This is a genomic window from Lysobacter sp. FW306-1B-D06B (assembly GCF_038446665.1).
Taxonomy (GTDB): Bacteria; Pseudomonadota; Gammaproteobacteria; order Xanthomonadales; family Xanthomonadaceae; genus Lysobacter_J.
The window spans coordinates 1,353,564-1,369,371 of record NZ_CP151802.1; the positions used below are offsets into that span (position 1 = coordinate 1,353,564).

Consider the following 15,808-nt stretch of genomic DNA (forward strand, 5'->3'; position numbering starts at 1 on the left):
GTCCATGTTGGCCTCGCCGCGGTTCCGGCCGGCTCGTCCCTGAGAACGGGCTTTGTCACCACAGGCCGGCCACGGCACTGCGCATTGGGCAGGTCCCGTGGCCCGCAAGCGCCGCTTGCACGGGCGCAGGCGGGCTACACGATCGGCTCGCTCACGGCTCGTCTTCCCACGCCGTCGGCGAATCGAACATGCCGGGCTTGAGCGGCGCGTCGTCGGCGAACGTCAGTTCGACATGGCGCGTCTTGCCCTCCACGGGGCCCGCTGCGGGGTTCGCGCCGACAGCGGCCTTCGGCGATGCGGCCGGCACGACCAGCGGCTTTCCCTTCTCGACGATGTAGGTCGCCAGCTCCGCGCCCTTGCCCTTGCCGACGTTGCGAACTTCGTGGTTCACGCCGTAGGGAATGAACAGGACTTCGCCGGCCTTCACGACCGCGGGCGGCCTGCCTTCCAGGCGGTATTCGAGTTCACCCTCGACGACGTACACGATCTCCTCGCCGGGATGGTGATGGTTGGCTGCGACGACGCCGGGCGCGAAGCCCACCAGTACCTGGACCGCTTCGCGACCCGGTACGGACAGGTCGTGGCGCTGCAGATCGGTGCGAGTGATGCCGGCGCCCTGCGCATGCGACGCGAAGGGCAGGGCGAGCGCGCCGAGCGAGGCAAGCAGCGCGGCGGTGAGGAGTCGTGAGGTGGTCATGGGGACCTCCAGGGGTTGGGGTGGTCCATTGCAACGGCCAGGCGTATCGCCGGTGTGTCGGGCGAGGGCGGATTTGTAAGGTTGTGTACGCGCGCGTCGGGTCGGGGCCACAGCGATCGTCGGCAGTCCCGCGTTACCGGGCGGTGAGTGCATTGCGCGCGCAGGCAACAAGAAAGATGCACATACCATCGCGCATGGGGTCTTCCTATCCTCGCGGCCCGTCCACGGCGCGACGCGGTCGCGATTCGCACGGACATACGAAGGCAGGCCGCCGTGCGCCATTTCCTCATCGCCATTAGTTGTCTGTGCCTGTGCGCGTGCACGCTGGTGAAGGTGTATCCCGCTGCGCCGACTGCAGCCGCTGCGGCCGCGGAGGGCGACGGTGTCGTGGTGCAGATGGGCGATTCGCTGTACGGCATCGCGCGGCGCCATGGCGTCAACGTGCGTGATCTGGCGGAAGCCAACGCCATCCAGGAACCGTTCCTCATCCACCCGGGGCAACGCCTGCATCTGCCGACGACGGGCGCGACGCCCGCGGTGCCTGCGCCCGTGCAGTTGCCGTCAACGCAAGCGACACAGCCAAGCGTGCGGACCGAACCGCTTCCCGATACGAGTGTGTCGCGGCATTCGGCGGCGAACGACACGGCGGCAACCAAGGCGGCCGAATCCAAGGCGGCGGCCGTCAAGGCGGCAGAAGCAAAAGCCGCCGCAGCGAAGGCCGCAGAAGCCAAGGTCGCAGCGAAGAAGGCCGCTGACGCGAAGGCCGCTGCGAAGGAAGCCGCAGACGCGAAGGCCGCCGAAGTCAAAGCAGCCGCGACGAAAGCAGCACAAGCCAAGGCTGCGGCCGCAAAAGCCGAGGCAGCAAAGGCCGCCAAGCCGGCCACCGTGACGCAGCCAACTCCCGCGTCCGACGAATTGAAGTGGCAATGGCCTGCCAACGGCACGCTGTTGAACATGCCGGCCAGCCACGACGCCATCGTGCGCGCGCTCGACATCGCCGGCGCGGCGGGCACTCCCGTGCGCGCGGCGGCCGGCGGACAGGTGCTCTATGCCGGCGAAGGTTCGCCCGGTTACGAACAGCTGATCGTGATCAAGCACGACGACGGCTGGGTTTCGAGTTACGCACACAGCCGCAGGCAGTTGGTCGTGGAAGGGCAGCGCGTGGCGGCCGGCGCGGTGATCGCGGAGATGGGCCGTGTCGGCGCCAAGCGCGACATGGTGCATTTCGAACTTCGCCACGACGGCGACCTGGTCGATCCGCGCGACGTCCTGCCCGAACGCTGAGCCGCCGACTATTCCTCAGGAGCGACACACGATGGGCCTGACACCTCCCAGCATCTCGATGTTCTTCATCTCCACCCTGGCCGGTGGCGCCGGCATCGCCGCACGCCTGGGCTATGTGCCGATCCTGGCGCCGCTGGCGTTCTGGCTGGTAGCGCTGGCCTTCGTGCTGCTCTGGCTGGCCTCGGTCTTCCGCAATCTATGAGCGGTTGGTAGCGCTAGCGGTATGCGCAGTGGTCCGGGACGCGCCGCGGGGATCGTGCCCGCCATCACAGCGGCGCGGGTCTGCTTGGCCGGACGAACCTGAATCGCTGCGGCGCACCACCTGCAAGTGCTTGTCGGAAAAGGAATTCTGCACTGCAGCAAGGCTTTTTTCGCATCGCTGGTAGAGTGCTACGCACCTACGGGATCCCGATTTCCACCCATGTCACTGCTGGTCGATGTTTCCAGTGCGGATTTCTCCTGCCGCAAGAATGGTAGCGCTAACTTTTCTGGAGCCCGACGCGCATGAGCGCAGCAGCAACTCCGGCGGCACCCCTGTTTGTCGGCCTCGACGTGGGCACCCAGAGCGTCAAGCTGGTCGCCTATGACCCGCAGACCCGGCGCATCGTCGCCACGCACGGCCAGCCCCTCGAACTGATCGCCGGCAACGACGGCAGCCGCGAGCAGGAAGCGCAGTGGTGGATCGACGCCATCCGCGCCTGCTTCGCCCGGCTCGAGCCGGCGCAGCGCGAGGCGGTCGTCGCGATTGGCGTGTCCGGGCAGCAGCATGGCTTCGTGCCGCTGGATGCCGACGGCAACGTGCTCGCGCCGGCCAAGCTGTGGTGCGACACCAGCACCAGCGGCGAGTGCGACGAGATCATGTCGGCCGCCGGTGGAGCGCAGCACTGCGTCGAACTGGCGGGCAATCCGATTCTCGCCGGCTACACCGCCTCCAAGCTGCCGTGGACGCGCAAGCACCGGCCGCAGGTCTACGCGAAGCTCGCCACGATCCTGCTGCCGCACGACTACGTGAACTTCTGGCTCACCGGCCAGCGCTGGATGGAATACGGCGACGCCTCCGGCACCGGCTGGCTCGACGTGCGCACGCGCACCTGGTCGCGCGACATGCTCGCCGCCACCGACGCCGACACGAACCTCGCCGATTTCCTGCCGCCGCTGGTCGAAGCGGATGCCAGCTTCGCGCTCGCACCGTCCATCGCCACCGAACTGGGCCTGCGAGGCGACGTGCGCGTGTCCGCGGGCGGCGGCGACAACATGATGGCCGCCATCGGCACCGGCAACGTCGCACCGGGCGTGCTGACGATGAGCCTGGGCACCTCGGGCACCTTGTTCGCCTGCGCGGACCGGCCGGTGGTTGACGAGGCCGCCGGCTGGGCCGCGTTCTGTTCCTCGACCGGCGGCTGGCTGCCGCTGATCTGCACCATGAACTGCACCGTCGCCACCGAGAACGTCGCCAAGCTGTTCGGCTTCAGCAGCCGCGATGGCGAGTCCGTCCTCGCCGGCACCGTGCCCGGTGCGGACGGCCTGGTGATGCTGCCGTTCTTCAACGGTGAGCGCACGCCGGACATGCCCAACGCGCGCGCCAGTCTGCACGGCATGGACATGGGCAACCTCACGCCCGGCAACGTCTATCGCGCCGCGATGGAGGGCGCGACCTACGCGCTGCGCAACGGCTTCGATTCGCTGCGTGCAGCGGGCATGACGTTCGATTCGATCCGCCTCACCGGTGGCGGCAGCCACAGCGCGACGTGGCGGCAGATGGTCGCCGACGTGTTCGATCTGCCCGTGCAAGTGCCGGAGCAGGCCGAAGGCGCGGCGTTCGGCGGCGCGTTGCAGGCGCTGTGGGCGTTCGAGCGCGCGCAGGGTCGCGACACGGCGATCGCCGACATCGCGCGCGATCACGTCCGCGTGGACGAAACCACCGCCGCGCGTCCCAACCCCGAGGCCGTCGCCGCGTATGCGGCGCAATACGCCCAGTTCCTCAAGCACCTAGATTCCGCGCGTTCGCTGTACGCACCGCACGCCACCGCGACACGTTGATACGTTCGGCTGACGTCACCGACGCAGCACGCCCATCCACCGACCAAAGCGATTCCCACGAACATGAGCACTCACTTCATCGGCGCCAAGGAATACTTCCCCGGCATTGGCCGCATCCCGTTCGAGGGACGCGATTCCGACAACCCGCTGGCCTTCAAGATCTACGACGCGAACAAGAAGATCGGCGGCAAGACGATGGCCGAACACCTGAAGTTCGCCGTCTGCTACTGGCACACCTTTACCAACGCCGGCCACGATCCGTTCGGCCCGGGCACGCGCAAGTTCCCATGGGAAGGCGCGACGCCGATGCAGACGGCGGAGAACAAGGTCGACGCGGCGTTCGAGTTCATCACCAAGCTCGGCGTGCCGTACTACTGCTTCCATGACGTCGACCTGGCGCCGGACGCCGAGGACATCGGCGAGTACGAAGCCAACCTCAAGCACATGGTCGCGATGGCCAAGGAGCGCCAGAAGGCGACCGGCGTCAAGCTGCTGTGGGGCACGGCGAACCTGTTCTCGCACCCGCGCTACATGAACGGTGCCTCGACCAACCCGGACTTCAACGTCGTCGCGCGCGCCGCGGTGCAGGTGAAGGCCGCGATCGACGCGACCGTCGAACTGGGCGGCGAGCACTACGTGTTCTGGGGCGGCCGCGAAGGCTACGCCTCGCTGGTCAACACCGACATGAAGCGCGAGCTGGACCACTTCGGCCGCTTCCTGACGATGGCGCGCGACTACGGCCGCAGCATCGGCTTCAAGGGCTACTTCTTCATCGAGCCCAAGCCGATGGAGCCGATGAAGCACCAGTACGACTTCGACAGCGCCACCGTCGCCGGCTTCCTTGCCCAGCATGGCCTGGAAAAGGACTTCAAGCTCAACATCGAAGCCAACCACGCCACGCTGTCGGGCCACACCTTCGAGCACGACCTGCAGGTCGCCTCCGACCACGGCCTGCTCGGCTCCATCGACGCCAACCGCGGCAACGCGCAGAACGGCTGGGACACCGACCAGTTCCCGACCGACCTGTACGACACCGTCGGCGCGATGATGGTCGTGCTGCGCCAGGGCGGCCTGGTGGGCGGCCTGAACTTCGATGCCAAGGCGCGCCGCGAGTCGACCGACATGGAAGACCTGTTCATCGCCCACATCGGCGGCATGGACGCGTTCGCGCGCGGCCTGGAAGTGGCCTACGGCCTGCTCAACGACTCCCCGTGGGAGACGTGGCGCAAGGAGCGTTACGCCAGCTTCGACAACGGCGCCGGCAGCGACTTCGCCAAGGGCAAGCTCGGCCTGGCCGACCTGCACGCCCTGGCCGTCAAGAACGGCGAGCCCAAGCAGATCAGCGGCAAGCAGGAGCGCTACGAGAACCTGCTGAACCACTACCTGCTGCGCTGAGGTAGCAGAAAGCAGCATGATGTGACGGGTGCCTTCCCGCCGCCGGAGCGGGAAGGCGCGTGGTAGGGGCGCCGCCATGTGCGGCGGAGGGGTCCGGTCACAACGACGAGTGCAAGCGAATGAATAGCGCCATGCTCGAAAGTGCCACGTCCGCGAAGAGTGCGGAAAACACCCGTTTCATCATCCTGGTCAGTTGCGTCGCCACCATCGGCGGCTTCCTGTTCGGCTTCGACAGTGGCGTCATCAACGGCACGGTCGACGGCCTGCAGCAGGCGTTCCAGTCGACCAAGGCCGGCCTGGGCTTCGAGGTCGCTTCCATGCTGCTGGGCTGTGCGATCGGCGCGTTCTTCGCCGGACGCCTGGCCGACCGCTGGGGCCGGCGCTCGGTGCTGATCATCTCGGCCGTGCTGTTCCTGATTTCCGCGCTCGGCTCGGGCGCGGCGAGCAGCTCCACGATGTTCGTCATCGCCCGCGTCATCGGCGGCTTCGCCGTCGGCGCGGCGAGCGTGATGTCGCCGGCCTACATCGCCGAAGTGGCCTCCGCGCGCTATCGCGGGCGGCTGGCGACGGTGCAGCAGATCGCCATCATCGGCGGCCTGTTCAGCGCCTTCCTCAGCAACTACCTGCTGGCCAAGACGGCCGGCGCCTCCACGCAGCCGCTGTGGATGGGCCATGAGGCCTGGCGCTGGATGTTCTGGATGATGTCCATTCCCTCGGCGCTGTTCCTGGTGCTGCTGCTGATCATCCCGGAAAGCCCGCGCTACCTCGTGGTGAAGAAGCGCAAGGACGATGCGCTGGCGGTGCTCACGCGCCTGTACGGCGCCACCGAGGCGCAGAACAAGCTGACCGAGATCGACGCCTCGCTGTCGGCCGACCACCACCGTCCGCAGCTGTCGGACCTGGTCAACAAGGCCACCGGCAAGATCCGCCCGATCGTGTGGATCGGCATCGGCCTGGCGACGTTCCAGCAACTGGTCGGCATCAACGTCGTCTTCTACTACGGCGCGGTGCTGTGGCAGGCGGTGGGCTTCTCCGAAAGCGACGCGCTGCTGATCAACGTGCTGTCCGGTGCGCTGAGCATCGGCGCCTGCCTGGTGACGGTGCTGCTGATCGACAAGATCGGTCGCAAGCCGCTGCTGTGGATCGGCTCGATCGGCATGGCCGTGTCGCTGGCGCTGATGACCTTCGCCTTCGCCACCGCGTCGCTCGACGCTGCCGGCAAGCTGGTCCTGTCCGATGGCATGGGCACGCTGGCGCTGATCGCCGCCAACGTCTACGTGATCTTCTTCAACGCCTCGTGGGGCCCGGTGATGTGGGTCATGCTGGGCGAGATGTTCCCCAACCAGATCCGCGGTTCGGGCCTGGCCGTCGCCGGCGCCGCGCAGTGGACCAGCAACTTCGCCATCACCGTGACCTTCCCGATCCTGCTGGCCGGCATCGGCCTGGCCGGCGCGTACGGCATCTATACCGTCGCCGCGATCGTGTCGGTGTTCTTTGTCCTGAAGTACGTCTACGAGACCAAGGGCAAGGAACTGGAGCAGATGGAAGGCTGACGACGTGCCGCGCCCGGGTTTGCCAAACCAGACTCGGGCGCGGCCTTTCTTCCCGCAATCAGGTCTCGCGCGTGCCCTTCGGCGGCGCGGGCGGAGCCACCGAGTCGCGCGTCACCAGCTGGTGCGCGATGACGTGGTCCACCACCACGCGCGTGCTCTTGTCCTTGCGGCGGATGCTGCGCAGCAGGATGTCGATGGCCGAGTCGGCCATCGACGCGATGGGCTGGTGGATGGTGGTGAGTTCCGGCCACACCGTGGTCGCGGCCGACGTATCGTCGAAGCCCACCACCGACAGATCGCGCGGCACGTCCAGTCCTCGCCGGTGCGCGACGGACACCACGGCGGCGGCCATGTCGTCGTTGCTGGCGAAGATCGCCGTGGGCGGCTTCTTGTGCGAGAGCAGCTTTTCCGCGGCTTCCAGGCCCGAGCGGTAGGTGAAGTAACCCTGCTGCACCAGTGCGTTGTCGGCTTCGAGCCCGGCCTGCGCGTGCGCGGCCTGGAAACCTTCGTAGCGCCGCGCGCTGGCGGTCTGGTTCGGATGGCCCTTGATGTAACCGATGCGCGTGTGGCCCAGCGAGATCAGGTGCGCGGTGATTTCCTGGCTGGCGCGGAAGTCGTCGATGCGCACGCAGGAGATTTCCTGGCTGAAACGTCCAGAGGCGATCGCCACCACCGGAATGCCTGCCGCCACCAGCTCCGACACCACCGCCTTGGATTCGCACAGCGGCGGCGGCAGGATCGCGCCCGCCACGCTCTTGCCCAGTTCGCGCGCGGCGTTGCGCTGGGCTTCGGCGTTGTAAGTGTCCCAGCTGTCGATCATCAGCTGCGCCGCGGTGCGCGCCGCGCCGCGCAGTGCGCCGACCAGGAGCTCGCGCAGGTAGGCCGAGCTGGGGTTGGTGTAGATCAGCGCGATGCGCGTGTGCTGCGCGGCGGCGAGCGAACTGGCGGCGAGGTTGGGCGTATAGCCCAGTTCCTTGACCGCGCGCATCACGCGTTCGCGCGTGCTGTCGCGCACCTTGCCCTGACCGTTGACCACGCGCGAGACCGTCATCGGCGAAACGCTCGCCAGCGCGGCGACCTCGTCGATGGTGACGGCATCGCCCTTGCGGCGCAGCGACTTCTTCGGCTTCTCCAACGTTCGTTCCTTCTGTCGGCCGGCGGCCGCGGGTGCCGCATCGGGTGGAGCCCGTCGCAGCGACGGACCCCCATTTCCAAGTTCAACCAGGACTGCGCATGAGAGCTTTGCACATGGTACGGGCATCCCTCGCGCCCGGCGACAGCGTACACGGCTTCCCGAGCGGCGATTCCCGTGACCTTTGCTGTCATCCCCGTACCTCTGGCCGTCATCCCCGCGCCAGCCGCAACATGCTTTCCGGAGGCCGGAGTGGGTTCGGACAGTTGGTCTCCCGCCTACGCGGGAATGACGGCAAGGGCTACGGCTATCTGGGGATCATTGCCCTTGCGCTGTTCCTCCTCGCGACCCTGCTACTCCCGCGTCCCGCCCTGGCCGAGGACGGTTACGACCTGTGGCTGCGCTACCGCCCGATCCCCGAAGGCGAGGCCGCCGCCTATCGCGCCCGCATCGCGCAGCTCGTCGCCCCGGCCGCCACGCCCGCGCAGCAGGCCACGCGCGATGAACTCCTGCGCGGTCTCGGCGGCCTGCTCGGCACGGCACCGGCCACCGCCGAAGCGGTCGACGCCGATGGCGCGCTGATCGTCGGCACCCCTTCTTCGTCGAAGGCCATCGCCCGCTCGCGCCTGGCCACGAAGGACCTGGGCCGCGAGGGCTATCGCATCCGCAGCGTGGAGATCGACGGCCGCAAGGCCACCGTCATCGCCGCCAACGACGATGCCGGCGCGATGCACGGCGCCTTCCACTTCCTGCGCCTGCTGCAGACGCGCCAGCCGCTGGACGCGCTCGACATCCGCGAAGCCCCGCGCACGCAGCTGCGCATGCTCAATCACTGGGACAACCTCAACCGCCACGTCGAACGCGGTTATGCGGGTGAATCCATCTGGGACTGGCACAAGCTCCCCGACTATGTCGACCCGCGCTACACCGACTACGCACGCGCCAACGCGTCCATCGGCATCAACGCCACCGTACTCAACAACGTCAACGCGAGCGCGCAGCAGCTCACGCCGATGTACATCGAGAAGGCGGCCGCGCTGGCGAACGTGTTCCGTCCCTACGGCATCCGCGTGTTCCTGAGCGCGCGCTTCAGCGCGCCGAAGGAGATCGGCGGGCTCGACACCGCCGATCCGCTCGATCCGAAGGTCCGCGCGTGGTGGAAGGCGAAGGCCGACGAGATCTACAAGGCCATCCCGGATTTCGGCGGCTTCCTGGTGAAGGCCAATTCCGAAGGCCAGCCCGGTCCGCAGGATTACGGCCGCACGCACGCCGACGGCGCCAACATGATGGCCGACGCGGTGAAGCCGCACGGCGGCAAGGTGATCTGGCGCGCCTTCGTGTATTCGCACGAAACGCCGGATGATCGCGCCAAGCAGGCGTTCAACGAGTTCGTCCCGCTCGACGGCAAGTTCCGCGACAACGTGATGGTGCAGGTGAAGAACGGCGCCATCGACTTCCAGCCGCGCGAGCCGTTCCATCCGCTGTTCGGCGCGATGCCGAAGACGCCGCTGATGATGGAGTTCCAGATCACCAAGGAGTACCTGGGCTTCGCCACGCACCTGGCCTACCTGGGGCCGATGTTCGAGGAGACGCTGCGCGCCGATACGCGCGTGCGCGGCGAAGGCTCCACCGTGGCGGAGGTCGTCGACGGCTCGCTGCACGGCTACAAACTCACCGGCATGGCCGGCGTGGCCAACATCGGCAGCGACCGCAACTGGAGCGGCTCGCACTTCGACCAGGCCAACTGGTACGTGTTCGGCCGGCTCGCATGGAATCCGCAGGCGTCCTCGCGCGACATCGCCGAGGAATGGACGCGCATGACGTTCTCCAATGACACCGATGTCGTGCAGCCCATCGTCGCGATGATGATGGGCTCGCGCGAAGCGGTGGTGGACTACATGACGCCGCTGGGCCTGCACCACCTGATGGGTCGCAGCCACCACTACGGCCCGGGCCCGTGGGTGCAGGGCGGCCCGCGCGCCGACTGGACCAGCGTGTACTACCACCGCGCATCCAAGGACGGCATCGGCTTCGACCGCACCACGCGCGGCAGCGATGCCGTGTCGCAATACGCCAAGCCGGTGGCCGCGCAGTTCGACGATGCGGCGAAGACGCCGGAGGAATTCCTGCTGTGGTTCCACCACCTGCCGTGGGACTACACGACCAAGTCCGGCCGCCCGCTGTGGGACGAGCTGGTCGTGCGCTACACGCACGGCGTCGAGCAGGTGCGCGGCATGCGCAAGACCTGGGACGGCCTGTCCGGCCGCATCGATCCGGAGCGCCACGCACAGGTCGCGACCTTCCTGGCGATCCAGGAGAAGGAAGCGCAGTGGTGGCGCGACGCCAGCATCGCTTACTTCCAGGCCTTCTCGCAGCGCCCGCTGCCGGCCGGCTACGCGCCGCCCGCGCATTCGCTGGAGTACTACGAGTCGCTCGAATTTCCGTTCGCCCCGGGGAATGGCTGAACCATGCAGATGCACACCAAGCTCAAAGGACGCCTGACGCGCGCGCTGTGCGGCGTGGCGATGACCGCCGCTGCATTCGTCGCCAGCGCAGCCGACAGCGCGCCGCTGCTGCACACGATGTTCCAGGATCACGCCGTGTTGCAGCGCGGCCAGCCGATCCGCGTCTTCGGCCGCGCCGCACCGGGCGAGCAGGTGCGCGTCGTCTTCGCGGGCAATCGCGCCGTCGGCCGCGCCGATGCCGATGGCCGATGGAGCGCCGCGTTGCCGGCGATGAAAGCCGGCGGCCCCTACACCCTCACGGCCAGTGCGGGCGGCGCGACGCAGACCGTCGCCGATGTGCTCGTCGGTGATGTCTGGCTGTGCTCGGGCCAGTCGAACATGGAGTTGCAGGTGTGGCGCACGCTGGATGCACGCGCGGAAATCGCCGGCGCATCCAGCGATCGCATCCGCCTGCTCACCGTGCCGCAGAACGGCGCGGTCACCCCGCAGGACACCTTCGCCACGCCGGTGAAGTGGACCGCCACCAACTCCGACACGATCCGCGACTTCTCCGCCGCTTGTTACTACTTCGCGCGCGAGTTGCAGAAGACCGTCGATGTGCCGATGGGCCTGATCAACGCGGCCTGGGGCGGATCGCGCATCCAGGCGTGGACCAGCGGGGATGCGCTGCGCAAGACCGGCTACTACAACGACGAGCTCGACGTGCTCGCGCAGTACGCCACCGATGAGGGCGGCGCGATCGGTCGCTGGGGCGACGTGTGGACGCGCTGGTGGAACGCGCGCGTCGGAGCGAAGCCCGGCGACGAGCCGTGGAGCGCGACCTACGCACCGGGCAAGGACTGGCGCACCGCGCCGCGCGAGCTGGGCGCGTGGGAGAAGTGGGGCGTGCCGGAGCTGGCCGCATTCGACGGCATGGTCTGGTACCGCACCACGGTCAAGCTCACCGCGGCGCAGGCGAAGCAGGAGGCGGTGCTCGCACTCGCGCCTGCCGATGAAGTGGACATGACGTGGGTGAACGGCGTTGCCGTCGGCAGCACTTACGGCGCCGGCAGCGGCCGCGAGTATGCGCTGCCGCCGGGCCTGCTTAAAGAAGGCGAGAACACCGTCGTCGTCAACGTGCTCGACACCTACCGCGACGGCGGGCTGTCCGGCCCGGCGTCGGCGAACCTGGTGCGCTTCAAGGACGGCACCACCGCACCGCTCGCCAACGCGTGGAAGTACCGCAAGGTCGACGGCAGCGACACGCCGCCGCGCGCGCCATGGCAGACCGCCGCCGGCCTGTCCACGCTCTACAACGGCATGATCGCGCCGCTGGGCCCCTACAACCTGCGCGGCATGCTCTGGTACCAGGGCGAGTCCAACACCTTCGAGGCGCAGCGTTATCGCGACCTGCTGGGCGTGCTGCGCGAGGACTGGCGTTCGCGCTTCGGCGCGCAGACCCCGTTCCTGATCGTGCAGCTCGCCGGTTACGGCATGCCCAAGAGTGCGCCGGCCGAGAGCGGCTGGGCGCAGCTGCGCGAATCGCAGCGACACGTCGCCGACGCCGATGCGCATAGCGGCCTCGTCGTCGCCATCGACATCGGCGATCGCTACGACATCCATCCGTCGAACAAGCAGGAACTCGGCCGCCGCCTCGCGCGCGCGGCGCGTCACGTGGTGTACGGCGAGAAGCTGGCACCGTCAGGCCCGATTCCGCAGGCGGCACGTCGCGTGGACGACGGCGTCGTCGTCACCTTCGCCGACGTGGACGGTGCGCTGACCGCGTTCGGCGGCGACGGCGCGCTGGGTTTCGAGCTGTGCGGCGCGCAGCCCGACACCTGCCGTTTCGCCAGCGCCAGCGTGCGCGGCACCGCCGTCACGCTGCGCACGCCCGACGCGCACCAGGCCACGCGCGTGCGCTACTGCTGGGGCGACAACCCCGTATGCACGCTGTTCGACGGCGCCAACCTGCCGGCCGGACCTTTCGAAATCGCCATCCCCACCGCCTCCACCGACGATCACGCACGATGAATACCGCCACCACCGAAAACCGCCACGGCTCCGCACGCGATCGCGAGATCGTCGACGCAAAGGTCATCGTCACCTGCCCGGGCCGCAACTTCGTCACGCTGAAGATCACCACGCGTTCTGGCATCACCGGCCTGGGCGATGCCACGCTCAACGGCCGCGAACTCGCCGTCGCCTCGTATTTGCAGGACCACCTCGTGCCGAACCTGATCGGCCGCGATGCGGGCCGCATCGAGGACATCTGGCAGTTCTTCCATCGCGGCGCGTACTGGCGCCGCGGCCCGGTGACGATGACCGCGATCGCGGCCGTCGACGTCGCGCTGTGGGACATCCTGGGCAAGATGTCGGGACTGCCGCTGTACCAGCTGCTCGGCGGCCGCTCGCGCGAAGGCGCGCTGGTGTACGGTCACGCCAACGGTCGCGACATCGAAGAGGCCAGCGACGAAGTCGGCAAGTACATAGAGAAGGGCTTCCTCGCCGTGCGCGCGCAGTGCGGCGTGCCGGGCGTGAAGAAGGCCTACGGCATCTCCACCGGCGGCAAGCCGTATGAGCCGGCCGAAAGCGAGCTGCCGGCCGAAACCGTGTGGAACACGCCAAAGTACCTCAACGTCGCGCCGAAGCTGTTCGAACGCCTGCGCGCCGACCACGGTGACGACGTCGAGCTGCTGCACGACGTGCACCACCGCCTCACGCCGATCGAAGCCGCACGCCTTGCACGCGATCTGGAACCCTTCCGCCTGTTCTGGCTGGAAGACGCCACGCCGGCCGAAAACCAGAAGGGCTTCGAACTGATCCGCAAGCACTCGGTCACGCCGCTGGCGGTGGGCGAGGTGTTCAATTCGATCTGGGACTGCAAGCACCTGATCGAGAACCAGCTCATCGACTACATCCGCACGACCATCGTGCACGGCGGCGGCATCACGCACGTGCGCCGCATCGCCGACTTCGCCGCGCTGCACGCGGTGCGCACCGGCTTCCACGGCGCCACCGACCTGTCGCCGGTGTGCATGGGCGCGGCGCTGCACTTCGATACGTGGGTACCGAACTTCGGCATCCAGGAATGGATGTTCCACTCGCAGGAGACCAACGATGTCTTTCCGCACGATTACACGTTCCGCGATGGCCGCCTGCATGTCGGCGATACGCCGGGTCATGGCGTGGACATCGACGAGAAGCTCGCCGCGAAGTATCCATACGCGCCCAAGCAGCTGCCGATCGCGCGGCTGGAAGACGGCGCGATGTGGGATTGGTGATGCGATGATGCGACCAGGACGCGGTCTTCTCCAGCAGCTGTCATCCCCGCGCAGGCGGGGATCCAACGCTGACGGCATCACGCATTCCGTCAGCCGGAATCGGAGCGGACAGTTGGGTTCCCGCCTTCGCGGGAACGACAGCAGGAAGGCGGCGCGCGCGTCGGCATGGATCGCGGCGCTGCTGCTCGGCGCCGTGGGCATGACATCGGCCCACGCCGCCGAACCCGTCCTCTTCGACTGGTTCGAGTACAAGGGCCACGACGCGACGCTCGAGCAACCGCTGAAACCGGGTCAGTACCGCAACCCGATCCTCACCGGCTTCTATCCCGATCCCAGCATCACGCGCGCGGGCGATCGCTACTACCTGGTCAACTCGACGTTCACCTACTACCCCGGCATTCCGGTGTTCGAAAGCCGGGATCTGGTGCACTGGACGCAGGTCGGCAACGTCATCGACCGGCCGTCGCAGCTCGACTTCGATGGTCTGGGCATGTCGCGCGGCGTGTTCGCACCGACCATCGAGTACCACGACGGCACGTTCTACGTGTTGAACACGTCGGTGGACGCGGGCGGCAACTTCATCGCCACCGCGAAGAACCCCGCTGGCCCGTGGTCGGACCCGATCTGGCTGAAGAGCATCGACGGCATCGACCCGGCGCTGTTCTTCGATGACGGCAAGATCTACCTGATCAACAACGACGCGCCCGAAGGCAAGCCGCTGTACGAAGGCCACCGCGCGATCTGGATGACGGAACTGGCGCCCGACACGCTCCAACCCATCGGCCCGCGCAAGGTGCTCATCAACGGCGGCATGGACCTGTCGGAAAAGCCGATCTGGATCGAAGGCCCGCACCTGCACAAACGCGACGGCTGGTACTACCTCGTCTGCGCCGAGGACGGCACCGGGCCGCAGCATTCGCAGGTGGTCGCGCGCAGCCGCTCGATCTGGGGGCCGTACACGCCGTACGAACACAACCCGATCCTCACGCAGCGCGATCTTCCCGACGACCGTCCGGATCCAATCACCAACGCAGGCCATGCCGACATCGTCGAAGCCACCGATGGCACCTGGTGGGCCGTGTTCCTCGGCAGCCGCAATTACGGCGTCACGCACTACAACACCGGCCGCGAAACCTACCTGCTGCCGGTGACGTGGAAGGACGGCTGGCCGACGATTCTGGCGCACGGCACGCGCATTCCGCAGGTCGTCGACGGTCCCTCGTTCATGCAGCGCGACGCCACGCAGGCGCCGCTGAGCGGCAACTTCACCTGGCGCGATGAGTTCGACAAACCCACGCTCGACACCGCATGGCTGTTCGCACGCGTGCCGAAGCAGGCATGGGCGGATCTGCGCTCGCACGCCGGGAAACTGTCGATCCAGCCGCTGGCCGAGGGCCTGGATACGTTGCGCAATCCTTCGTTCCTCGCGCGTCGACAGCAGCACCTCGCGTTCGAGGCGAGCACCGCGCTGGCGATTCCAGCGGCCGGCGGCACCGAGGCCGGAATGGCCGCCTTCCAGAACGAGAAGCACTGGTTCGCGTACACGGTCCAGCGCACGCGTGACGGCGTGCAACTGACGCTGCGCAAGCGACAGGGCGAGGCGACGACGACGCTGGCGACGACGACGCTGCCGGCGAAGGCGAAGAACATCACGCTGAAGGTCCAGGGCGACGGCGGCCAGTACGCCTTCGCCTACGACATCGGCAGCGGTTGGCAGTGGTCGAAGCAGGACGTGGACGGCACGGTGCTGAGCACCGATGTCGCGGGTGGCTTCATCGGAGCGACGGTGGGGCCGTATGCACGTATCACGCAGGAACAGTGAGGAGTGATCGCAATGGAGTTCGCGAACGTTACGTTTGGATCGGCAGCCCGACTCCGTCGTTCCCGCGAAAGCGGGAACCCAGCGCCTTCCGGCTCGCACGGTGCTTCCACGACGCTGGATCCCCGCTTTCGCGGGGATGACGGTGAGGGCAGGGCGCGCG

General features: G+C 67.7%; 11 protein-coding genes. 9 read left to right on the forward strand and 2 right to left on the reverse strand.

The window, feature by feature from the left end; all coding sequences use genetic code 11:
- Positions 1 to 151: 151 nt before the first annotated feature.
- Complete coding sequence (locus tag AAFF32_RS06195) at positions 152 to 697, reverse strand: cupin domain-containing protein (protein ID WP_342316826.1); 546 nt, start codon at positions 695 to 697, stop codon at positions 152 to 154.
- Between the two features lie 273 nt (positions 698 to 970).
- Here AAFF32_RS06195 and AAFF32_RS06200 point away from each other — a divergent pair, with 273 nt between their 5' ends.
- From AAFF32_RS06200 to AAFF32_RS06220, 5 genes are all read left to right on the forward strand, one after another.
- Entirely contained in the window at positions 971 to 1,981 is a 1,011-nt protein-coding gene (locus tag AAFF32_RS06200; RefSeq protein WP_342316827.1) for a peptidoglycan DD-metalloendopeptidase family protein, read from the forward strand.
- Between the two features lie 31 nt (positions 1,982 to 2,012).
- On the forward strand, positions 2,013 to 2,183 hold the full coding sequence (locus AAFF32_RS06205; RefSeq protein WP_216961050.1) for a hypothetical protein: 171 nt from the start codon (positions 2,013 to 2,015) through the stop codon (positions 2,181 to 2,183).
- A 302-nt stretch (positions 2,184 to 2,485) separates the two neighbouring features.
- Positions 2,486 to 4,021: a xylulokinase gene (gene xylB / locus AAFF32_RS06210; RefSeq protein ID WP_216961048.1), complete on the forward strand. Its 1,536-nt coding sequence runs from the start codon at positions 2,486 to 2,488 to the stop codon at positions 4,019 to 4,021.
- A gap of 63 nt (positions 4,022 to 4,084) precedes the next feature.
- Positions 4,085 to 5,416 carry a xylose isomerase gene (gene xylA / locus AAFF32_RS06215; protein WP_216961045.1) on the forward strand — a complete coding sequence of 444 codons (1,332 nt, stop codon included), beginning with the start codon at positions 4,085 to 4,087 and terminating at the stop codon, positions 5,414 to 5,416.
- Between the two features lie 59 nt (positions 5,417 to 5,475).
- A complete protein-coding gene (locus tag AAFF32_RS06220; RefSeq protein ID WP_342316829.1) occupies positions 5,476 to 6,969 on the forward strand; it encodes a sugar porter family MFS transporter in 1,494 nt (497 codons plus the stop codon).
- A gap of 58 nt (positions 6,970 to 7,027) precedes the next feature.
- On the opposite strand, the gene AAFF32_RS06225 is transcribed toward AAFF32_RS06220, so the two are convergent.
- Entirely contained in the window at positions 7,028 to 8,104 is a 1,077-nt protein-coding gene (locus AAFF32_RS06225; RefSeq protein WP_254200210.1) for a LacI family DNA-binding transcriptional regulator, read from the reverse strand.
- A gap of 308 nt (positions 8,105 to 8,412) precedes the next feature.
- Between AAFF32_RS06225 and AAFF32_RS06230 the strand changes: the two genes are divergently transcribed.
- The 4 genes from AAFF32_RS06230 (at position 8,413) to AAFF32_RS06245 (ending at position 15,648) form a co-directional block, all read left to right on the forward strand.
- Positions 8,413 to 10,566 (forward strand): alpha-glucuronidase family glycosyl hydrolase, encoded by a 2,154-nt coding sequence (locus AAFF32_RS06230; protein ID WP_342317236.1) that lies wholly within the window; start codon positions 8,413 to 8,415, stop codon positions 10,564 to 10,566.
- A 60-nt stretch (positions 10,567 to 10,626) separates the two neighbouring features.
- A complete protein-coding gene (locus AAFF32_RS06235; RefSeq protein WP_342317237.1) occupies positions 10,627 to 12,576 on the forward strand; it encodes a sialate O-acetylesterase in 1,950 nt (649 codons plus the stop codon).
- Positions 12,573 to 13,826: a D-mannonate dehydratase ManD gene (gene manD / locus AAFF32_RS06240; protein ID WP_216961034.1), complete on the forward strand. Its 1,254-nt coding sequence runs from the start codon at positions 12,573 to 12,575 to the stop codon at positions 13,824 to 13,826. Before AAFF32_RS06235 ends, manD begins: the two co-directional genes overlap by 4 nt.
- 199 nt (positions 13,827 to 14,025) lie before the next feature.
- The gene (locus AAFF32_RS06245) at positions 14,026 to 15,648 is read left to right on the forward strand and encodes a glycoside hydrolase family 43 protein (protein WP_342317238.1); all 1,623 of its coding nucleotides are present in this window, start codon (positions 14,026 to 14,028) and stop codon (positions 15,646 to 15,648) included.
- Positions 15,649 to 15,808: the final 160 nt, after the last annotated feature.